The sequence below is a fragment of the Flammeovirga kamogawensis genome (genome assembly GCF_018736065.1).
GTDB lineage: Bacteria > Bacteroidota > Bacteroidia > Cytophagales > Flammeovirgaceae > Flammeovirga > Flammeovirga kamogawensis.
The window spans coordinates 495,146-519,455 of record NZ_CP076130.1 but is presented as its reverse complement, the minus strand read 5'-3'; the positions used below and the strand labels follow the sequence as shown (position 1 = coordinate 519,455).

At 33.3% G+C, this 24,310-nt stretch carries 15 protein-coding genes; all 15 read left to right on the top strand.

Features of this window, described 5'->3' with window-relative positions:
• The first annotated feature begins 165 nt into the window (after positions 1–165).
• Positions 166–3,660: a T9SS type A sorting domain-containing protein gene (locus tag KM029_RS26125; RefSeq protein ID WP_158631239.1), complete on the top strand. Its 3,495-nt coding sequence runs from the start codon at positions 166–168 to the stop codon at positions 3,658–3,660.
• Between the two features lie 209 nt (positions 3,661–3,869).
• Entirely contained in the window at positions 3,870–4,670 is an 801-nt protein-coding gene (locus KM029_RS26120) for a DUF2071 domain-containing protein (RefSeq protein ID WP_144076895.1), read from the top strand.
• A 21-nt stretch (positions 4,671–4,691) separates the two neighbouring features.
• Positions 4,692–5,426 carry a class I SAM-dependent methyltransferase gene (locus KM029_RS26115; RefSeq protein ID WP_144076894.1) on the top strand — a complete coding sequence of 245 codons (735 nt, stop codon included), beginning with the start codon at positions 4,692–4,694 and terminating at the stop codon, positions 5,424–5,426.
• Positions 5,427–5,527: 101 nt separating this feature from the next.
• Positions 5,528–5,968, top strand: a complete 441-nt coding sequence (locus tag KM029_RS26110; RefSeq protein ID WP_144076893.1) for a cupin domain-containing protein — start codon at positions 5,528–5,530, stop codon at positions 5,966–5,968.
• A gap of 201 nt (positions 5,969–6,169) precedes the next feature.
• The gene (locus KM029_RS26105; protein WP_144076891.1) at positions 6,170–7,186 is read left to right on the top strand and encodes an aldo/keto reductase; all 1,017 of its coding nucleotides are present in this window, start codon (positions 6,170–6,172) and stop codon (positions 7,184–7,186) included.
• A gap of 286 nt (positions 7,187–7,472) precedes the next feature.
• Entirely contained in the window at positions 7,473–8,150 is a 678-nt protein-coding gene (locus tag KM029_RS26100; protein WP_144076889.1) for a DUF2490 domain-containing protein, read from the top strand.
• Between the two features lie 262 nt (positions 8,151–8,412).
• Positions 8,413–9,555 carry a M48 family metallopeptidase gene (locus KM029_RS26095; RefSeq protein ID WP_144076887.1) on the top strand — a complete coding sequence of 381 codons (1,143 nt, stop codon included), beginning with the start codon at positions 8,413–8,415 and terminating at the stop codon, positions 9,553–9,555.
• A 2-nt stretch (positions 9,556–9,557) separates the two neighbouring features.
• A complete protein-coding gene (locus KM029_RS26090) occupies positions 9,558–10,217 on the top strand; it encodes a TIGR00266 family protein (RefSeq protein WP_144076885.1) in 660 nt (219 codons plus the stop codon).
• 5 nt (positions 10,218–10,222) lie between these two features.
• Positions 10,223–10,924 carry a TIGR00266 family protein gene (locus KM029_RS26085; protein WP_184679491.1) on the top strand — a complete coding sequence of 234 codons (702 nt, stop codon included), beginning with the start codon at positions 10,223–10,225 and terminating at the stop codon, positions 10,922–10,924.
• 2 nt (positions 10,925–10,926) lie between these two features.
• On the top strand, positions 10,927–11,613 hold the full coding sequence (locus KM029_RS26080) for a TIGR00266 family protein (RefSeq protein ID WP_144077344.1): 687 nt from the start codon (positions 10,927–10,929) through the stop codon (positions 11,611–11,613).
• A gap of 914 nt (positions 11,614–12,527) precedes the next feature.
• Positions 12,528–15,638 carry a SusC/RagA family TonB-linked outer membrane protein gene (locus tag KM029_RS26075; RefSeq protein WP_144077343.1) on the top strand — a complete coding sequence of 1,037 codons (3,111 nt, stop codon included), beginning with the start codon at positions 12,528–12,530 and terminating at the stop codon, positions 15,636–15,638.
• Between the two features lie 13 nt (positions 15,639–15,651).
• Positions 15,652–17,469, top strand: coding sequence for a RagB/SusD family nutrient uptake outer membrane protein (locus KM029_RS26070; RefSeq protein ID WP_144077342.1), 1,818 nt, complete (start codon positions 15,652–15,654; stop codon positions 17,467–17,469).
• 12 nt (positions 17,470–17,481) lie between these two features.
• Complete coding sequence (locus KM029_RS26065) at positions 17,482–19,566, top strand: hypothetical protein (RefSeq protein WP_144077341.1); 2,085 nt, start codon at positions 17,482–17,484, stop codon at positions 19,564–19,566.
• Between the two features lie 501 nt (positions 19,567–20,067).
• On the top strand, positions 20,068–22,083 hold the full coding sequence (locus KM029_RS26060; RefSeq protein ID WP_144077340.1) for a glycoside hydrolase family 127 protein: 2,016 nt from the start codon (positions 20,068–20,070) through the stop codon (positions 22,081–22,083).
• A gap of 85 nt (positions 22,084–22,168) precedes the next feature.
• The gene (locus KM029_RS26055) at positions 22,169–23,818 is read left to right on the top strand and encodes a sulfatase (RefSeq protein ID WP_144077339.1); all 1,650 of its coding nucleotides are present in this window, start codon (positions 22,169–22,171) and stop codon (positions 23,816–23,818) included.
• Positions 23,819–24,310 lie beyond the last annotated feature (492 nt).

The following is a 24,310-nucleotide window of genomic DNA, read 5'->3' as shown; positions in this document are numbered from 1 at the left end:
AAACCTCAGAAGTTTGCTTTAGCGTACTAATTTTGTGCTTTTCCGTTCATAGTAACATATTGTTGATGCAGAGAATAATTGATTTATGAATAAGGTGATAGTATTACACTACACTTTATGAGGTGGAACCAGCAAACTTTTCACTCACATCAAAATTCCTATTCGATGCAAACGCTACATAAAAAACTACAAATTACACTGTGTGTATTTCTACTTTTATCGAGTACATTAACCGCACAAACACTACCCACTAGTGGTTTGGTTTTTAATTTAAAATCAGATGTAGGGTTATCTGTAGATGTGGGAGGAGAAATTACTTGGATTGAACAAGTTAAAGGAGAAACTTTTGTAAGTGCGGGTTCATCAGCATTAGAAATTGTAGATGTGAAATATGATGGTATTAATACCGATTTTACTGCTGTTAAGTTTTCTGACGAAGGCTATTTAAAACTTACAAGTGATATCGAATATTCTGATATCAGAAGGGTTTTTGTAGTATATAAATCAGAGTTTGAACCACTTTATAATAACTCTACTGATTTAATGATGCTTTTTGGAGATCGATATTCTCAAGTAGCATTAGAAACTAGAAGTCATATTGTAAATGCTAGCTCAGGGAGAGAGTATGTACCGTATACTTTTAGTTTAGATGGCAATAGTGAATGGCAGCCAACAGCAAAACATGCTGTGAATTTCAATACTTTATCAGATGAATTTCAGGATAATACAGATCCAAGAAACGATGCATGGACCAAAGATGAATGGGAAATAGTTGAAGTAGAATATATAGATTCTCGTGATTTAATTCAGGGTACACATAATAATGGAGAGTCTAGTAAAATAGAACTGGGAAGACTGGTGCATAACACAAATATGTTTTACCAAGGTCAGATTGCAGAAGTTATAGTTTATGACAATAGCTTTGCTGATTACGATGGGTTAAAGGAATATATTGAAGGTAAATATAAAATTAAGCAAAGACAGTGGTATAGTCATAACTCATCTAGCGATTGGAAAGATTCAAATGCATGGTCTTTAGATAGTACAACTTTAGACTTAGGTGATGCCCCTTATAAATACCCTGTTACAGGAGATAAAGCTCATGTGATGAATGGAGACCTTATCAACTTTACAGAGCATCACATCAGTTTAAATGAGTTACTGATAGATGCTAACGCAGAGGTAAATGCACAATCTTATATAAATCATAATTTTCATGCTTTTAAAGGGTCTGGAACATATAAAACGTATGTGAACGAATTACCTAATTGTGATTTAGTAGAAAATGCAGTGTTTTATCAAGAAGGGGGAGGTACATTTCATTTTTCTGCAGAGGATTTAAATAATAATGCAAACGTTACTTTAGAAGATGATATTTATTCTACTTATAATTTTAATCAACTTATTGTAAACATAGGAGCGTATGAATTTGATTTTGGAAATGAAGTTCATGTTTTTGATACTTTAAAAGTCTATAATTCTACAATTAAAATATCTAATGAGCTTGAAGTGGACTCTAATTTTGTGCTGTATTCTGGCTCAAAAGTAATTGATAATGGTGCAGATCAAGAGTTAATGATAAGAGGTCATTTTAATATTTCTGATGGGTGTGAAGTAGATATTCCGAATACAATTGTGAGATTTGAAGGAGAAGGATCAAAGGATGCTGTGAATACATATTATCAGAGGTTTCAGATTGGGGGGCCTACAACTGTAAAAAAAGTACGTATTGAACGCCCTTTACTAAAAGACCAAGTTCAAATTATATCAACAGATGAGGCTTATCAATTAAATTTTAATCCTGCTACACCAAATAATGGATTAGATGGAGACGGGAATTATGATGCTAGTTTCTTTCAAATTGAACTAGTGAGGGGGAGGTTGCGCTTTGCAGATAATATACATCATGAATTAATAACTTCTACTTTGGCAGGAGAAAATCCTGTAAGAAAGATATCAACAGATATGAATATCTGGTTGTCTGGGAGTAATCAAATTACAATAAACTCTGTAGATAAAGCAACGCTTTTAGTAGAGGATGGAGGTAATTTAACAGTGGTTTCTTCTTCAGAATTTTTTCTTGAAAATACCGATCTAACAATACAAGGAAACTTACAGTTGGGTATTTCTGGTGGAAGTGAAACCAATGGAATTTTGTCAGTAGATGGTAACGTTTCTTTTGAAGGAAGTAGTAGTAAGTTTAATTATAGATCGGGTTATTTGGCTTTAACAGGCAATTATTATAAAGATACAGATGTTACAAGAAAGACAGGAGCTAGTAACCCAATTATTAAATTTACTGGAACAACAGCTTCAATTATGTCGGCTCCTTGGGGTACTGATGATAGGATAGGCCAACTTGTTATAGATAAAAATTTAGGAGAAATAAAGCCTGGTTTAACACTTCAAGATCATGAGGTATATGCAAATAATGTAATCTTAGAAAATGGCCTAATAGACGCAAACGGCCAGTTGATTTGGGATACAACAACTGATGAGAAACAAACTGAAACGATAAGTAAAGATAGCTATATAGTAGGTAAAACATCTTTTATAGTAGACGAGGGAGGAAGTGCATATTTTCCAATAGGTGGAGTGAGTGGTTTTTACTTAGCCGGTGTTGGTCCTGCACCATTATCAGATTTTAATAGAACAGTAAATCCAAGTGCAAAGTTAATTACTTGGCAAGCAATGTACGTAGATGAAGCAATTGGTGGAGACGTACCATCTGATCTTTATTCTGATAAATATGAAGATGGTATGTGGAGAATAAATCCAGCACAGGCAACTTCTTCGGAAATCACTTTATACCTAGAAAATGCAGATATTTCTAATGTTGGAGGAGAGGATAAATCTGATAATTTAAGAATCCTAACAAGAGACAATTCATTACTTTCAGATGATTTAGATTGGAGCCATGGAGAAGGCATAGGCAATCCACCTCAAGAAATAAAGAAAGATGAAACACCTGGAGGTAGTGGAAATTTATTAGCAATTAAAACAGAATTGTATTCATTTAAAGCATCAGAAATTCCATCTGGAGCTTCTGGTTTACGTGTAAATGCTGGGTTATCTAACCACGAATTTACTCCTGGATTATCTATAAATGCAGATTTACCTGTAGAACTGCTTTCGTTTACAACGGAAGTTAAAAATACTGATGTGCATATTGTATGGACAACTGCTCAAGAACTAAATAATGATGGTTTTGTGATAGAAAAATCTATAGATAAACGGAATTGGGAAGAGGTAGCTTTTGCAGAAGGACAAGGAACTACTTCGGTAATTACTAATTATGAAGTGGTAGATTCAAATCCGTATTTAGGGACATCATATTATAGATTAAAACAAATAGATTTTGATGGTGCTCAAGAAATTTTTGGACCTCAGAAAGTAGAGGTAGGAACAGCAAGTTTAATGGACTTAATGATTTATCCTAACCCTTCAGACGGATCAACAACATTGCAATTAATAAATACATTAGAACAGGTTTCAATAACTATTTATTCTCCAATGGGAAAAATAATTGAGCACTTTTCTATAGAAAATGCAACGGAAGATATTATCACTTATGATACATCTGTTTTACCAACAGGTGTTTACATTGTGCAGTGTGTTTTTGGCAAGGAGCGACTTATAAAGAAATTATTTGTAAGGTAATGACGCTCTAAAATTTGTAGGGGGTATTAGCATGAGATTTATTTCTCGTGCTTGTGTCCCGACTTTTTACTAAACTAACAAACTTACTTTTCCTCAAAGAATTTTACTGTAATATCCTATCATGATAATTTTAAATTAGCGTACTTAGTAAAGCAATAGTTTGTGTGCTTCTTTATGTAAAGTGTACACAATGTAAATAGCAAAAGAGTATGCCGAATTATCGAGAAATTTTAGACAAAAGAGTACAGGCAAGGAAATCAAAAAGCAAATTAGATGTAAATACTTTACTTGAACATTTTGCTATAATATCTTATAAAGTACCTCTTTCAAAAATAGAAAAATACATTCCCAAACCTTTCAAATTATGGACATTTTTAGAGAATGGAGTAGCCTATGCTTTAGTAAGTGCAGTACCTTTTAAAGACAAAGATTTTAGGTTTTATAAGTTGCACTCTTCTCTTACATTTAATTTTTACCAAACCAATTTTAGAACCTATATTATAGATGAGAGAGATGGTTCTTATGCTGCTTGGTTTTTTGGAACTACACTAGGTTCGATAACACATATATTCCCTAAATTACTTTGGAAAATGCCTTGGGAATTTGGCCGCTATTCATTTGATTTTATATATGAAGAGGGTAGATATAAGAAATATGTTATGGAATTTACTTCTAAAATGGGCAATGGTAAAATAGACTTAGAAGGTACAACCGAGGAGAATATACTTTTAAATGGTTTTAGTAATTTAGCAGAGCAAGATTTAATTTTAACGCACCCAGTTAAAGGGTATTATACCCAATCAGAATCAAAAATTGGGACTTATGAAATTTGGCACCCAAAGTTTAATTTAAAGCAAGGAAAGGTAAAAGCAGCTTATTTCGAGCTTTTTGAGCGCTTAGAGTTACTATCAAAAGAAGATATGAAAACACCCCATTCGGTATTAATTACAGATCAGATAGTGTTTGATGTTTTATTACCTCCAGCAAATTTTAATAACCCATCAGAATAGAAAAAAGAAACCTTTAATTGTATGAATAATCAAGAAATCAATCAAAAAAATAAAGAAATTTGGAATGCAAATGCAGAAAATTGGGATAGTTATATGGGCGAAATGGGTAACCGTTGGCACAACGATTTAATTGCTCCTCAGTCTGTAGAACTTCTAAAGTTAAAAGCAGGCGATAAGTTATTAGATATAGGATGTGGAAATGGGATTTTTGCTAGACGAATGGCAAAATTAGACATCCATGTTACAGCTTTTGATTTTGCAGAAACCAACATAAATAAAGCGAAGAATTACGATTGTACAAATATTGATTATAAAGTAATTGATGCCACTAAAGAATTAGAATTACTATCATTAGGTGAAGGGAATTACCAAGCAGCTGTAGCCCACATGACATTAATGGATATGCCAACACTTGATACTCTATTTGCAAGTTTATCAAAGTTATTGATCAACAATGGGGTATTTGTGTTTTCAATTCAGCACCCAGTTTTTAATTCAAATTCGGTTTCAGAAGATGAAAATAATAACTTAATTCTTTCAGAGTATATTCAAAAAGAAAATTATATGGGAATGGCCATACCTGGACAAGAACATGAACAATATTACTTTCATAGGCCATTAAGTACTTATTTTGAAGTAGCATTTAAAAATGGTTTTGTAATAGATGGATATATGGAGCCTACATTCTCAAAAGAGCAAGATGCATTTTATTCAAAATTCCCTCCTGTATTACTTGTAAGATTGAGGAGATTATAAACGCATAATTCTAGACATACCTTTTCTTTATTTGGTGAGAATGCTTATTTTGATACGTCAAAAATTATTTTTCTAGTAGGAGTACTTATAATTTATAAAGAATGGAACTTAAAAAGTTAGTAAAAAGTGGAGAGGGAGAAAACTATGATTATTCACAAGATCATTGTTTTATCAAAGTATCATCAAAAGATACGAACGGTGAACTTTGCTTTGTTGAAGATACCTTAAAACCTGGCTTCCATTTAAAGCGTCATCAACATAAAATAATGACAGAAGTTTTCTACATGTTAGAAGGAGAAATGGAGCTTATCTTTGATGATGAAACTATAATTTTAAAACCAGGAGACACCATCACGGTTCCACCAAATGTATGGCACGAAGCAAAGTGTGTAAAAGGAGGAAAGATGCTTTCTATTTTTAAAGATGGGCAATTTGATATCTTTTTAGAAGAGCTGTCTAAAATGAATGATGCACAATTTGCAGACAAGGAATTTATGGATGCGTTTTCTGCAAAATTTGATATTTATGAGCAGGAGCTTTAAAAAAGCATCGTAAATAATAACACAAAAACTCTTAATCGTATCATTAAGAGTTTTTTTTATTAATGAATTATTTAAAATACTTAACTACTATCTTCTTAAAGTTAAGTGGTGTTATCTTTTGATTTGAAGCTTAATATGGCGTTGTAATTGAAGGGAATAGATCGAAACGAAAACAATTAAAAGAACCAAATAAGAATTAGTATGGAAATTTTTGATAAAGCACCAATAGAAAATTATACGCCAAACCAAGAAAGGTACGATACAATGCATTACCAAAGATGTGGAAAAAGTGGTGTGCTTCTTCCTAGAATATCTTTAGGGTTATGGCATAATTTCGGTTTTAACGACAACTTTGGGAATGCTAGAAATATTGTTAGAAAAGCCTTCGATTTAGGTATTACACATCTAGACTTGGCCAATAATTATGGACCTCCTTATGGTGCTGCAGAAGAGAACTTTGGAAGGATTTTACAAAAAGATTTTTCGGCACATAGAGATGAACTTTTTATAGCTACAAAAGCTGGGTATGATATGTGGCCGGGTCCGTATGGTAACTGGGGTTCTAAAAAGTATTTGATTGCTAGTTTAGATCAGAGTCTTAAAAGAATGGGATTAGATTATGTAGACGTATTTTATCACCATAGGCCAGATCCTCAAACTCCTTTAGAAGAAACCATGAGTGCCCTATCTCAAGTAGTGAAACAAGGGAAAGCATTGTATATCGGTTTATCTAGGTACAGCCCAGATGAGACAGAAGAAGCGGCGAATCTATTGAAAGAAATGGGTACGCCTTGTCTTATTCATCAGTCTAAATATTCTATGTTTGAACGTGAAGTAGAAGGACCATTGTTAGCAAAATTAGATGATTTAAAAATAGGTTCAATTGTATTTTCTCCGTTGGCACAAGGTATGTTAACTAATAAATATGTGAATGGAATACCTGAAAATTCTAGAGCGAGTAAAGACAATACCTATTTAAATAGAACGGCTGTAGAAGAGAAATTAGATCAGATAAAACTATTACATCAAATGGCAGTAGAGAGAGGACAAACTCTTTCTCAAATGGCAATTGCTTGGTTATTTAATCACCCAGTTGTAACCTCTGTTTTAGTTGGTGCAAGTTCTCCAACACAACTAGAAGAAAATGTGGGTTGCATGAAGAATGCTCATTTTACCTCATCAGAATTAGAAAAAATAGAAGATATATTAAGTAAATAAACCATTTACTAGTAGGTATAGAAAGCGCTCCAAATATGGAGGGCTTTTTTTTTGAGTGACATTTTCTAAAAGTAGATATAATAAGGTGAAATACTTATGGTTGCTTAAATAATTGAGCAATTCAACATCTCATTTTTTACATTATCTATCTACTACAAAATGAAAAATATCGCAATAAAAAATAAAAGCAATCCGTGGATTGTTCTAAAAGTGCTTGTGCTAGATGCCTCAGAGATCAAGCAAAAAGTAGCACAAATAAATGTATTATTCTTAAAAATTAAATAATATGAGAGGGCTAATATTAATAGTCTTCTTATGTATCTCTTCTTTAGTAAATGCCCAAGATATGGGGCAGTGGGGAGCTGTTTATGGTAAGGCTAGATTTTCGGATAGGTTAGGTTATTATGCGGAGCATCATGCACGTTTTAATGACAGTGGCGAAGGATTAGAAATTTACAAATCGTATAACCGTATGGGGTTAAATTATTTTGTAAATAACAATTTTGATATTGTTGTAGGGCCGGCAGTTATTGGTAAGTTTAACCAAGAAAATGAGTTTGGAAAATCAACACTCATGGAGTATAGAATATGGCACCAATACGTGTATCATCATTATTCTGGTAGAGTGAAATTTTATCATCAGGTAAGAATTGAGCATGTTTGGGCAGATAAAGGAACGCATTATAAATACCGTAACAGATATAGATACAAAGCGTATGCATATATTCCTATTAATAAAAGACATGTAGAACCAGGTGCATTTTATGTTGTACCTTCTGTAGAAATTTTCATGCACGATAATAGTACGCATTCTCTTGAAGATTTTAGGGTTTACAATGCTATTGGCTATAAATTTAATGAAACAACAAGTTTCACAGCAGGTCACATGTGGACATGGAACAATGAACAGACCTCTAACGTGTTTAGGTTTAGTTTATACATTGATTTAGATTTAAGAAAGTAAGAATTATCTATCTTTCAATAGTGCTATTTTGATAAAATTCAATTTCACTGAACTTTTAAATTATAACTAAAAAATTATTGAGTTGAATTTGTTAATGTAGAGTAATTTAACGAGTTTTAAATTGATTTTAAAGCTTATAAAACTATTTCAATTTTTATTTATTAAATCTATCAGACTTAAAAAAATGAGGTAGCCATGTAACTATTGAGTAAAACATTTCTTTATAAATGCCATCGTAAAGAAAGTTTTTAATACAACTAAAATGCCACTAACAACCGATAAAATACTGACAAAGCAAAGTTATAAAGCAATACTAATTCATCCAAAACTGCCTGGAGGACGGGCGCAAGGCGATTTATTTATTTATAACAAGAAAATTACTATTCAGGTTAATGAACTTGTATATGAGATCCCATTCAATAAGTTAAAAATTGAAGCAGGGGGTGCATCAAAGAACTTTGTCTTTTTTAAAGAGATTGATGAGCACGAAATCTCAATTTATACAAAAGAAAAAGAGGTGCTTCAAGACGAAGAGATTGAGAGTTTCAATTGCTTTACTGACGATATAAGAAAAACACGTAAAGGTATAAATGAGCTGTATAGAGGCTTGTTTTTATTTACATGTCTCTGCTTTTTGGGCTTATCTTTTTTCTATTTCTTTAAAGGAAATATTGTGCATATAATTGCCGAATCAATTCCTATTTCTTGGGAACAAAAAATTGGAGATGAACTCTTTGCTTCATTAGATAATCAGTATGATTTTATAGAAAACGATTCGTTAAAACAAGTACTAATTCATGAGGTAGGTCCAATTGTTCAACAAGCTATAAAAGAAGGATATACATTAGATTTTTATCTGATTCATGATGCAGAGGTAAATGCTTTTGCATTGCCAGGAGGCAAGGTGCTTATTAATTCTGGTTTACTTACAAAAGCGGGTTCTTGGGAAGAAGTGGCTGGAGTTTTATCTCATGAAGTGGCCCATGTTACATTAAGACATCATGTGAGAGGTGTAATCAGTAAATTAGGCTTGTTTACCATTGTCTCTTTTATTTTTGGTGATGCATCTGCAGTGGCAGCAACCATTATTGATTTGGGAGTACATCTTGAATCATTATCATATACACGGTCTTTTGAGGAAGAAGCAGACAGTAGAGGGGTGGAATATTTAACTAAAAGCAACATTAACCCAGAAGGGATGATTACGTTTTTTGAGAAACTCGAAGAACAAAATAAAAGCACACAATTTGATAGTTTACTATCGTTTGTTTCTACTCATCCTACTACAATTGATAGAATAGAAACATTAAAAGAAAAAACAGCGGGTATTAAAAATAGCTTTAACTCTTTTGGATCTAACTACTCCGATTATAGAGCAGCTATAATAACAGAACTAAATCAATAATTATGCAATTTGAACTTAAAGGTAAACCTGCTTTTGCTCACGCGAAAGTAGAAATTGAGCCTGGAGAAACATTTATTGCCGAGTCTGACGCAATGTCTAGTATGTCGGCAGAATTAGATGTAGAAGCAAAACTTAACGGTAACTTTTTAAATGCTCTATTAAAGAAAATCTTTGGTGGAGAAACTTTATTTGTCAATCATTTCACAAATAACACAGCTAAAACACTAGAACTAACAATTACGCAACCTACACCGGGCGACATGCAAATTAAGGAGTTGAACGGGGAGAGTTTTTGCTTACAACAAGGTGCTTATATCGCTTCTGAGAAAAACGTAAAACTAGGCGTGAAATATGCAGGTTTTGGTTCTTGGATTGGCGGAGAAGGACTATTTAAACTGATGGTTTCAGGGCATGGGAAAGTAGTTTTTGGTGCTTTTGGAGGATTATTAGAAAAAGAAGTTAACGGAGAAGTAATTGTAGATACTAGTCACTTGGTAGGCTACGAGCCAACTATGAAACTAAAACCTCAGTTTTCTGGAGGATTGGTCGCTACTATTTTTGGTGGTGAAGGTTTAGTGACTAGAGTAGAAGGTACAGGGAAGGTTTTTATACAAACCAGAAGTATGTCGGGGTTATCATCTTGGGTAAATCGTAATCTATAGTAATCATGGAAGAAGTAATTAGCAAAAAATTAAATACCGAAATTATTCTTGGACCGGGAGCATCGGCTGCAAAAATAGAATTACAACCTGGAGAGCATTTTACTGCAGAAGCAGGAGCCATGATTGCAATGAGTCCTGATATAAAAATGACAACCTCTACACACAAAAAACAATCTGGAGGAGTAGTAAAAGCACTAAAGAGAATGTTATCTGGAGAAAGTTTCTTTTTGAATCATTACTCTGCAGATGTAAAACCAGGAACAGTTTGGTTGGGTACCACATTATCTGGAGATATGAAGGCACACCAATTACATGGTGAAGGAATTATTGTACAAGGAGGTGCTTATGTTGCCTCTTCGCCAGATATTGAAGTTGATTTTAACTGGCAGGGATTTAAAAAAGTATTTTCTGGAGAAGGTTTATTTTGGTTAAACCTACACGGTGAAGGGACAGTAATATTTAACTCTTTTGGAGCAATTTATCCGATAGATATAGATGGAGAACATATTGTAGATACAGGGCATATTGTTGCGTTCGAAGAATCTTTAGATTTTACACTTACAAAAGCAGGAAAAAGTTGGGTAAGCTCTTTTTTAGGAGGAGAAGGCCTTGTGTGTAAATTTAATGGCAAAGGAAGAGTATGGGTGCAATCGCATAATCCAAGTTCTTTTGGCAAGTTATTAGGACCGACATTATTACCAAGATAGTTATGGAAGAAGTATTAAATAAAGGGCTGGAATATAGATTTGATTGTAAACCAGATTTTGGATTAATCACCGTCCAAATTCCTTCAGGAGATAAAATAAAAGTAGAAGCATCTGCAATGGCCACTATGGATACAAACATTGAGATGAAGACAAAGGTTAAAGGTGGCTTAAGCCGATTTTTTTCTGGGGAATCTATTTTTATAAATGAGTTTGAGGCTAAAAATGGAGCTGGTGAGATTCAGATTGCACCTGGAGCACCAGGAGATGTAGAACATGTTTTTTTAAATAATGAAACAATCTACCTTCAAAGTTCTGCCTTTGTGGCCTCTGCATTGTCCGTTGATGTAGACGCAAAATTTCAAGGCATTAAAAGAGGCTTCTTTTCTGGAGAAAGCTTATTCCTAATTAAATGTTCGGGGAGTGGTGATCTATGGTTTAATTCTTACGGTGGAATAGTTGAAGTAGATGTCGAAGAAGGCTATGTTGTAGATACAGGTCATATTGTAGCATTTACAGAAAGCCTAAATTATGATATTTACAAAGTAGGCGGTTATAAATCTTTATTTTTCTCTGGCGAAGGGCTAGTTTGTCGTTTTTCGGGGAAAGGTAAAATTTGGATTCAAACACGAAAGATAGCCCCATTTGTAAATTGGATTAACCCATTCAGACCTAGAAAAAATAATAACTAATTTTAGAGTAATCTAGAAATCCGAATATTGACAGTAAGTGGCAATATTCGGATTTTTTTTATTTGAGATTTTTTAAATAGTAGAACATTAAAAGAGAGGTTTACTGTTTTGAGTTTATGCAGTAAATCTATATTAAAAACTGAGGTGTTTATTACTTCGGTTTTTTATAACTAAAAAAATATTCTTCATTTTCAAAAAAAATCAAGTGTTAACATGTGTAAAAATATAACTTTTTTTATATTTGGAATGATGATCCAGTATTTAAACTTATTTACAACTATATACATCAACTACTTTAATACGATTGTTTAATTACGTTTAAACAATCAGAATACTTTTTTATTACAGGTTTTGACTTAGATAGAATGAATTATTATTATTTTGTTCTAATAAGGTGGATCAATTCTTTTTTTACTTTATTTTTTTAAATCTATTATACTACACTTATGAGACTAAACATTTACTATCATTTTAATAAAAATGCATCTTTAATAACAAATACATTGTAAGTAGCTGTAAATCAGTAATGTGTTTTTAATGTTTTTACTATAAATCACATCTTATTGATCGAAAGTAACCTGCTGAAAAGTATTGATATCTATATTTGAAATTGTTAATCGACGATAAATGGCACATTAAAATATTGTAATTAGTAAGAAGAAAAACAGCCATTTACTCTTAGGTTAATATTTAGGATATACTATTGATTATATAGTTCAATTTATTCAACAAACGCAGCTATTTAATCATCATAAAAGAAAACTATATGCATCGTATTACTCGGTAATCATAGTATATCTAACAAACTATTGGAATGAAATACTTTTTTGAGTTAAGGAACTTTTTCTTTACAACAACTACACTACTTTTTTAAAGTTTCCCTAGCTAAATGTAATTTTTAATTGAGATGCAAAATGAAGATTTACTTATTTAAAATCTACTTTTCCAGAGTACTCCTCTTTACGACACTGCTCTTAACACTAAGCACTGCTTATGATGTGTCAGCTCAGGAAAAAATCCTTAAAGGAAAGGTTATAGGGGCAGAAGACAAGCTACCCTTACCGGGGGTGAATGTTATTGTTAAAGGAACATCACAAGGTGGTATTTCTGATTTTGACGGTAATTATTCTATCATGGTAAAAAATGGAGATGTACTAGAGTACTCTTTTATTGGTATGGTAACCAAAGTATTAACAGTATCAAATGAATCTGTTCTGAACGTATCTTTAGAAAGTAATGTGGAGATGCTAGACGAGGTGGTTGCTATTGGATACGGTGAACAGAAAAAGAAAGAAGTTTCTGGTGCAGTAGCACATGTAAAATCAGAAGCTTTAGAAAATTTTGCTTCGGCTGATATTGGCACAGCTTTACAAGGGCAAGTTGCTGGTGTTAGTGTAACGTCTGCATCTGGTGCTCCGGGTGAAAGTGCCGTAATTCAAATTCGTGGAGTCGGGACAGTTTCTAACGTAGATGGTGCTAACCAACCACTTTATGTAGTAGATGGGATTCCTCAAAATGGAGATCCAAGACTTTCTCCTAACGAAATTGAGTCGATGGATATCTTAAAAGATTTGGCTTCTTGTGCAGTTTACGGAACAAGAGGTGCAAACGGTGTAATTTTAATTACTACAAAGAAAGGTAATGCAGGTAATTTAAAAGTTTCTGTTGATGGGTTATATGGGGTAAAGAAAATTACTTCGAGCACACCTGTAATGAATACTTCTCAACAAGCATATTTTGATATCTTAGAGCAAAGAGCAATTAATCCAGGCATTTCTGATGATGAGATTAACATGTTTGTGCAAAGAAATAAGAACAACTTTAAAAACGACAATAATTTAGATGATTTAGTTTTTAGAGATTATGCACCAACACAACAATATAACATCAATTTAACAGGTGGATCAAATGTTGGGTTGAAATACAATTTAGCAGGTGGTTATTACAACCAAGAAGGTAATGTTATCAACTCTGGGTTTAAAAGATTTAACCTACGTGGTGGTTCTAGTTACAAACAAAATAAGTGGACAATTACTACTTCATTGGCATTATCAACAGAAGAAAGACAAAGACCTTCTGGTAATTTATTAACGCAAACAATTAGATATAAACCTTATATGGCTCCTTTAGATCCATCTAAGGATGTTTATGAAAGTTCATCAGATCAAGAAGCAGTGCAAGCTAACTTTTTGTATCAATCGTTATACTTCCAAGATTTTGAAGATAGAGACCGCATGTCTGGTAACATTAGTATTCAATACGATTTTACAGACTGGTTATCTTTTACTACAAATGCAGGTGGTAATATCATGAATAGATACAGATCTAGATTAAATCCTCACTTTAAGATTGTAAATGAAAATACAGGAAGAGAATTTTCTGATCCGAATAACTCATATTATCAAGAGGATGTAGAAAGAAATGTTGGATATAGCTGGGATGGTAGATTCTTCTTCAAGAAAAAATGGGGAAATCACAACTTCTCTGCACTTCTAGGTGGTTCTTTAGAAGAGTACAGTGGCCAAAGCCATGGTGTAATGAGAAGAGGAATTGTTGATAACAACAAGCCAGGTTTTGGTTCAGCTTCATTAGAAACATCGGTTACACCAGGATTTAATTATGTATATAAAATTATTGGTACAATTGGTCGTTTGCAGTACGATTATAAAGGAAAATATTTAGTATCGATTAGTGGTAATTACAATGGTAACTCTAAATTTTCTGAGAACAATAAGTTCAAATTCTTCCCTTCTGCATCTTTAGGTTGGAATGTTTCTGAAGAGAAGTTTTTTGAAGGAGCAAAAACTGTTGTGAATGGCTTTAAAATTAGAGCATCGCATGGTAATGTTGGAGGACAGAGTTTTAGACCTTATTCAGATTTACCAACTATGCGTCGTGGCTTTGATTACGAATTTAATGGTAAAGTTTATAATGGTGCAGCACAAGCATCTTTTGCTAACCCAGATATTCAATGGGAAACATCTATACAGAATAACATTGGTATTGACTTAGCATTTTTTGAAAACCGTTTAACTTTTAATGCAGACGTTTACCACACTACTAAAGAAGATATGTTATTCCCAATAGAATCTCCTTCTTCAGCTGGAGCATCGGCAGGGTATAACAATGATAAATTAGTGACACTAAATGTTGGTAATATGATCAATAAAGGATATGAGCTAGCATTAAGTTATAAAGGAAGAGTTAAGAAATTAAGCTGGACGTTAACGGGTACTTTCTCTAGTAATCAAAACGAGATTACTAACATGAACTCAGAAGATTTTGTTTATACAGCAGACCAAGGTTTGATATGGGGTGCGGTAAACCAATCCAGAGCTACAGTGTTTGCAAAAGGATACGAAGCGGGAGCTTTCTTCTTATATAAAAATGAAGGCGTTATTAAATCTGCAGAGCAGTTAGCAGATTATCAAAAGGTAAATCCTGCTGCTAGAATGGGAGATCTAATGCTTCAAGATACAGATGGTGACGGTCAGATTACAGAGAAGGATAAAATATATTCTGGTAGTGGTTTACCTCAGTTCGAAACAGGTTTTATTCTTTCTTTAAGATATAAAAGATGGGATTTTATGATGAACTGGTATGCGGCTATTGGACATGAAATTATGAACGGTAGTAAGTTAATGGCTTATTCAGAAGGTAGACATGTTAATCAGATACATACTTGGTCAGAAGATAACCCTACATCAGATATACCTGCTTATAGAGGTGATTTAAAACAAGGTACTACTAATTTTAGAGGAGATACAGACCTTTGGTTAGAAGATGGATCTTACTTAAGATTAAAGAATATTACACTTGGATACACACTTAACGGTAAAGGTATTAAGAAGGCTGGAATTGGTAGCATGAGATTCTTTATTAGAGCTCAGAACGCACTTACATTTACAAATTACACAGGTTACGATCCTGAAATTGGTGGTAATGGAGTGTCATCAAGAGGATTAGACAAAGGTAATTATCCAATTACTGCTTTATACTCTGGTGGATTCAGATTAAACTTCTAAAAAAGCTATAACAATGAAATTATTCAATATATCAAACATCTTTAGATGTCTTACAATATTTGTTTGTTTAGGTGGAGTAATAGGGTGTAATGATTACCTTACTGAAATCAATCCAAACGAAACTACAAAAGTAGATTTTTATCAAAGTCTTGATGATTCTGAATCAGGACTGACGGCAGCTTATGCCTCTTTAATGAACCATTTTGTTTGGAACTTTGGAGAAGAAGCTTGTCGTTCAGATTTAGGATATCCAGGAATGGATCGTCCAACACCTACAAGTAGATTAGTTGCTTACTATAACCATACATACACTGAAACAAGTGATGAGATTAATAAAAAGTGGGCAGCAATTTATGCAGGTATTTTTAAAGCAAACCAAGTAATTCATGGTCTTCAATTCGAAACCATGATGCCTTATAAAGAAGAACAATCTTGGAAGCTACAAATGGCACAAGCACGTTTTCTTAGAGGGGTATATCACTTTTATGCTCACCAAGCTTTTAATGGCGGAGAAGTTATTATTAGAGATACTTGGACTGACGCTAATGATATGTACAAAACGGTTTCTTCTGCAGATTCTGTTTTAAACTTTGTAAGAACAGATTTAAGATTTGCCTACGAAAACCTGCCTGTGGCATACAACGCAGAAACACCTTATAATGGCGAGAATAGAGTAACAAAAGGTACGGCAGCAATGCTTTTAGGAAATACTTTTTTACTTGATTTTGTAAATGGGTCTAATTACGATTCTGCAGCATATTATTATGATGATGTAATTAATAATTATGGTTATGCTTTAGAAACAGATTTAAGTATGATCTTCACAAACGCTGGAGCTAATAATAAAGAATCAATTTTTGAAGTTTCTTATTCTAACGAAGTAAGACCTGATTTAAATAATTGGGACGAAGTAAACGGACAAAATAGATGGGCAGCAATCTTTTCTCCTCAAGCGTATGGAGGAAATAGAAATTCTATTCCTGTAGGTTGGGTAGCGTATGCTTATAAAACAGAAAAGCTAGATCCTTTGGATGCTCGTAACACTGTTGAAGTAGAAGGTACTGAGTATCCAAGAAGAATTTCTATGAGAGCTTCGGCAATGGTTGCTGTAGCAGAAGATGATTTGACAGATTATTATAGAATGGGTTCTGTATCTGAAGCAGATCCTTTTAAAGCAGGAGGAGCACGTTCTCCAGAATTTGCTTACTACAAGCAGTTTAGTAATTTCGATATTTTGGATAACGAAAGAGATAACCCAATGGGTAACCAAAGATCTGCTAAAAATGTAGTAATTAACCGTCTTTCTGAAGCCTACATTAACCTAGCAGAATGTAGAATTATGCAAGGTAGAATTAACGATGCTTTAGTATTATTAAATACAGTACGCGGACGTTGGGGCTTAGAGTTATTAGGGCCATCAGTAGATGCAAGCAAAACGTATGATGGAATTACATATTCACAAACTTCTTTAATGGAACACTTAATGTATGTTGAAAAGCCATTAGAACTTTCTGTAGAAGGACACCAAACTAGATGGATTGATCTTAGAAGATGGAATGTTATCAAAGATAATTATGAGAGAATTTCTAGTCAAAATTACTGGGTGATTCACTATAAGGAGGCAAGAACATATTCAAAGAAAACCCTTTGGAACTCGAGTATTATTCCTGGTGGAGATACACACCCTTTTCCAGAAAAAGAATTCACTGCACGTCCTAACTACAAAATTGTAGACGGAGAGCAAGCATTAATGAATTATGTACCATCGCTACATGATTTTTATCCAATTCCAACTTCAGAGACATCTACTAACCCAGGTGTTAAAGGCTAAAAGACACATAACATGAAAAAGTTTAATTATATATATCTTCTTCTTATCGGTTTTTTCGCAACGATGTTTATCTCTTGTGAAAAAGATTTAGATCAAATACCAGATGATCAGAAAGCGAGAGCAATTTCTTGGGCACTTTCTGAAGAACATAAAGATACTTTAGAGATTTCTATAGATGATTACATCTCATTTATGGATGTTTCTCAAGGGTTATTATTCCATGAGTGGACAATCGAAGATAGCTCAAGTTTTTTATCAGGAGATTTTAGTAAAAACGATTTAGATTTAACTCCTTTTATTGATGAAGCAAAAGGAAAGAAAAGTGAAGACTTAACAGTTCACGTTTACTTCCCTGAAGCGGGCATTCATAAAGTACGTTTATACAATACTTTTGATAAGAAAGTAACACACAATGGTTTAAACCATAAAATGGAAGCTGTTCCTCATGCAACAAATCCAGGTATTTGGGTTATTGATACAGCGTTTCATGTAGAAGTCTATGCAAACGTTGAACCTGCTTTATATGTATTAAAGAACAATACAGATACGGTTTTAGTCGTTCCTCATTCTCAAATTGTAGATGGAAATGATGATTCTGATTGGCCAACAATTGATCTAATTGCAGGAGAAGATGTTCTTACTTTTGTGGATACGACTACAGTGGGTAAACCAACAGATACTGAGTGGACTTTATCTTATTTAGATACTATCAGTAAAAATAGAATATTTGAGGTTACTCCTTCTAAAACGGGTACAGGACGTGCAGGTGCATTAAAATCTATTCGTCAGGGGTCAACTCAAGCGTTATCACAAACAATTCAGAAAACAATTCCATTAAAACTAAATATTACAGCACCAGAAATTAGACCTCAATATGAAGTATATAAAGGTGATGATTTAATATTTACATTCAACGATGGAGATGACATTCCTACAGACAATAGCAAATGGCAAACAGTATCTTTAAAAATTAATGAAACACTTCGTTTTGTAGATACAACAGAAAAAGGTTTAACAAATGCTAGAACGTGGAAACTTCTTAATACAGAATTTGGAGAATATACCGATGAAGCTGCTGATGTAGTTTATTCATCTGTACAAACCCCATTCGAAGCAGGTTCGGTTGTTGTAAAACGTAGCGGTGTTGTTGGTATTCCAGATAATAATAAAGAGGTGAAAATTCCATTAATGATAAATGTGGATGAAGCATTATTAAAAACTTCTGCAATACAACAATTACCATCAAGATTGGTTTCTTTCGAAACATCTGTTGCAGTTGGTAACATTCTTCCTTCGGCTGCTGGTGAGTTTACTGTAAGTATTACAAATCCAAATGGTTATTCATCAACATCGTCAATTTCTAATGTAGAAATAGATGCTGCTAACAATAATGTAATTAACCTTACAATTGCAGAAACAACATACAACTCAGATCAGATTACAATTTCTTATGCAGGTACGGGTGGAATTACAACTTCTACAGGTATGGGAATGGAAGCATTCGAAGCAGAGAATGTAGTAATGGATATTACTTCTGTAAACGAGTTCGAAAATGCAGATATGATTAGTATTGAAATTGAAGCTGCTGGTTTAGGAAATGCTTTTGCAGAAGGTTGGTACCAAGATGGAGGTCAAGATTCTGACATAAAAAAATGGGCTAGATCAACAGATTTTGCTTCTGACCGCACAGCAAGTATGTCTTATAAGAGTGACGATAGAACAGTTCAAGCTTCTACATTGTTCTCAATCCATAACGAGCATACAGGAAAAGATTGGAACAACGGTATGAAAAACGCTGCAGGAGATTATCTATTTACTTTTGATATTTATATTCCTGAAGGAGTAGATTTTACTGGTGGGTTAATCACTGGTTTCCAAGATACTTCTCTACCTAATGGTGATAAAATTGATTATACACCAAATATCTCTTCAGTAACTAAAGGAGAATGGGTAACAATTACGCAAATAGTACATTTTGATTTAGCTGGAGGGCGACGTCAATTAGTATTAAAAGTGGTTGATCCTGTTCCTAATACTGGAGCATTAGAATTCTATTTAGATAACTTTGATTGTAAAGCAATTGAAGCTCGACCATAAATTAAAAGCCAGAAGAAACCATTTAGAATTTCTTCTGGTTTATTTAAATTTTGATTATATCGATTACTCAATTTTTTAAATAAGAAGATTTTTTACTTGAGTTATCGGCTATTGAAATGGATGTTTCTTTCTAGGAAGCATCCATTTTTTTATTATTTATTCTCAACTCTACCTAATAAAAAGAGTACCACACCAAACTACTATTTGATACATAATTGCAACTACTATTTTCTATCACAAACAATATAGGGTGAGAGAGGGAGTTTCATCAATTAATATATATGGAGAGAGACAAAAAACACCCTATAAAAACGTTTTTAAGTAGCAGATTTTTAAGTTTGACGTACACTACAAATAAATTTACGTAAAGAAACATCAGATTGATAGATAGGTAATCAAATAACTCGTTTTCCACATACATTTACTTATAACAAAACATCAGAAAAGTGACTACAAATTCTTAACTGATTGAAATGATACTTACGAAATTTTAGAATGATTATGTGTAGATTTTTTTTACTAACTATCTGTTCAATTTTAACAGGAAATATACTTTTAGCACAAGGTGTAACAGATAACGCAAATAGCCCTCAGGTTGTATTTAAAAGTACAGGTATTGGGGAGTGCCAATGGACAAATGGTTTTTGGGCAGACAAACACAAAGTTTGTGAAGAGGTAATGGTGCCTCATATGGGTACAATTTTAAAAGGAGATATTGGCCATGCACTTAATAATTTTAAGAAAGCAGCAGGGCAGATGGAGGGAAGCCATAAAGGAGAGTTTTGGCATGATGGAGATTTTTACAAATGGATGGAGTCTGTAATGTACATCTATGCCGAAAATAATGATCAAAAACTTTTAGCCGAATTAGATACTTTAATTGATATTATTGGAGCCGCCCAAGAGGAAGATGGTTATTTATCTACTCAAGTAACCTTAACAGAAAAAGGAAGATGGGAAAACAGAAAATATCATGAGTTGTATAATAGTGGCCATTTAATTAATAGTGCATGTATTCATTATCGTATTACAGAACAAGAGAACTTTTTAAATATAGCAGTTAAACATGCAGATTATCTGTACGCTACATTCACCCCTCAGCCAGATTCTTTAAAACGCTTTGGCTTTAATCAGTCTCAAATAATGGGATTAACAGAGTTGTATAGAACAACTAAAGACCCTAGATATTTAGAATTAGCTGAGCTATTTATAAATATGAGAGGTAAATCTAAACCTGTTGTAGATGCACATACCAGACCAAAAATGGTGGGTGATATGGTGCAAGAAAGAACACCTCTTCGCAAATCTAAAGAAGCCGTCGGTCATGCAGTTTTAGCATTGTATTTTTATGCAGGTGCAACTGATGTGTATTCTGAAACAGGAGAAAAAGCATTGATTGATGCTTTGGATAGACTTTGGGAAGATGTTGTAGACCATAAAATGTATATCACAGGTGCAGTTGGACAAACGCATCATGGGTTATCTAAGAAAAAAGATACTGTTCATGAGGCTTTTTTACCATCCTACGATATGCCTAACTCCACTGCATACAACGAGACCTGTGCAAATATTGCCAACGCAATGTTTAGCTATAGAATGTTGGGGGTTAAAGGAGATGCGAAATATGCTGATGTTATGGAATTAGTATTATTAAACTCGGCAATGTCTGGAATTTCTATAGAAGGGAAAGATTATTTTTATGTAAACCCACTCAGAAGATATGCTCATACAGGTGATTACAAATCTACAGAAGCAGCAAACAGAGAACCGTATATAAATTGTTTCTGTTGTCCGCCTAATTTAGTTAGAACAATTGCAAAATCTGCAGGTTGGGCATACAGCATAACAAATAACGGTGTGGCTGTAAATTTATATGGAGGGAATAAATTAGAAACTTCATTAACGGATGGATCAAAGTTAGTTTTAGAACAAGAGACCAATTATCCGTGGGAAGGATCAGTTACTTTTTCTATACAAAAATGTAAAAAGGAAGCTTTTGATTTTAGGTTACGTATTCCAGAATGGGCAAAAGGTACGACGGTTTATATCAATGGAAAAAAACAAAATGAAGAGGTGTCTGAAGGAACGTATGCCGTAATCAATAGAAAATGGAAAAAAGGAGACAAAATCACTCTTGAGATGCCAATGGAAATTAAGTTGATGGAAGGGCATAAACAGATTGAGCAAACACGAAATCAGGTAGCTGTAAAACGTGGACCAATTGTGTATTGTGTAGAAACAACCGACTTACCAAAAGGTACAGATATTATGGATGTTTACTTACCAGAGAATGCCAATTATAAAGCAGAATATCAATCGGAACTTCTTGGAGGTTTATCTGTAATAAAAGCAGACTTAATGATTAGAAAAGACAAAAAAGATACAGAAATGTATACTTCTTTGGCTAAACCAAAATTTGAAAAATATAGCACCCAATTAATACCATATTATGCTTGGAGTAATAGAGGAACAGTTGAAATGTCTGTTTGGTTACCAGTGATATGGAATAATTTATAAATAATTGCCCACTCTTAATACTACTAATTTTGGGTGGGCAGATAAAAGCAATCTATTAAATACCACTAATTAATTCACTACAAAAATGAAGACGTATATTCATTTATTTCTTTTGAGTCTAGTGATTTTCTCTTGCTCAAAAGTTGCAAAGAAGACAGCTCCAGAAAGAAAACCAAATATATTATTTATCTCAATAGATGACTTGAGACCAGAGTTTGGTTGTTATGATTCTAAACTAGCTGTAACCCCTAACATTGATAAATTATCGTCGGAAGGAATACAATTTAACAGAGCATATTGTCAACAAGCAATTTGTAGCCCATCAAGAGCTAGTTTAATGACAGGAGCTAGACCAGAAACAATTAATGTAATAGAGAATTACACTTATTTTAGAGACGAAAACCCAGATATAATTACGTTGCCTCAGCATTTTAAAGAAAATGGCTACGAGACAATGTATTGTGGTAAAGTATATCATGGTAAATATAGAGATCAGGAAAAATCTTGGTCTAGAAACCCAAATAAGCAACTCCTTGGGTATAAAATGAATTTAATTGGCGGTTATGTAGATCCTGATAATCAAGAAATATACAAGAAGAACAAAGCCGAAATGAAAGCAAAGTATGGAGCAAAAGCAAAATATGGCTTAGGTTTAGGACCTGCTTTTGAATGTGTAGATGTTCCAGATAATACATATTTAGATGGAATGAATACAGACCTTGCTATTGCCAATATGAAACAAATGTTAGAAGAGAATCCTGATAAACCATTTTTTCTTGGATTAGGATTTATCTCTCCTCATTTAAATTTTATTGCTCCAAAAAAATATTGGGATTTATACGATAGAAAGGATATCCATTTATCTCAGCAAGATAAAGCTCCTTTAGATGGTGCTACGGTTGGTTTACATGCTTCTTTTGAGTTGAGAACTCGTGCAAATATTCCAAAACAAGGTGATATTCCTAAAGAGCTTGCAACAGATTTATTACATTCTTACTTAGCAACGGCAAGTTATGTAGATGCTCAAGTTGGTAAAATGATTAAAGCCCTAGAAGAACAAGGTATTTTAGATAACACAGTAATTATGCTTTGGTCAGATCATGGATACCATTTAGGAGAAATGGGTATATGGGGAAAGGCAACAAATTATGAAATTGCTACACGTGTGCCATTAATTATTAAAGCACCAGGTCAATCTCAGAAAAGTATTGGTGTAAAATCTGATGCTTTGGTAGAACTTGTAGATATGTATCCTACTTTATGTGATTTAGCGGGATTATCATTACCAGAACATTTAGAAGGACAGTCATTAGTTCCGTTAATGGAAAATCCAAAACAACCTTGGAAAAAAGCGGCCTTTAGTCAATATCCAACACCAGCTTTAAGAGAATGGGCAGCAAACCCACTTTCAGAAGGAATGAGAGAAACCTATTTTGGACCTCTAATAGAAGAAGTGGAAGAAGAAATTAAAGATCAAATGAAAGAAAAATGGGACAGGTCTCTTTTTGAGAACGATTTAATGGGGTATTCAATGCGTACAGATCGATATAGATTTGTGTTGTGGAAAAACAGAAAACAACCTAAGTCTGCACCGTTATATATTGAGTTGTATGATCATACTAGAGACCCTAATGAGACCGTAAATATTGCAAAATCGAATCCTGATTTAGTGGCAAAATTAACAGTACAATTAGATCAAGGTTGGAAAGGAAATAGAGCACAATTGGAGAATTAGATAAATAAAAATTTCTAATTTCTTGGCAGTCGAATAGTATTGATAAATCTTCTCAAACTATTCGACTTTTTTTATTAAAAGCCGTATGTACAATAAATAATTTTTTTGATTAAATGAATAGGTAGTGTTCTAAACCTACTACTAAAACTAGACAAAATCTGAACAATTACTATTTATTCTTTTTAACATCTAGGGATAATACAATCTTTCATAAGGAGTGTTGAAATAAATTTTGTGTTACAAGTTTTTGGAAGGCTACTTAAAAAACCTATTAATAATGATTGTTTAAGGTGTTTGTTGTTTTCCGTTCACACAGAAAGATACTTTTTTAGTGTAATAATGTGCTATTAAAAATATGGGATTTATCCCTTTTATCTCTAAAATGTGATATACAATACCAACTACGTGACTTTACGTCCCCTTTACGATATGAAACATTTTATTAATTCAGAACAACCTCCCAAAATACACTTATAACTAGTTTTGTAATGT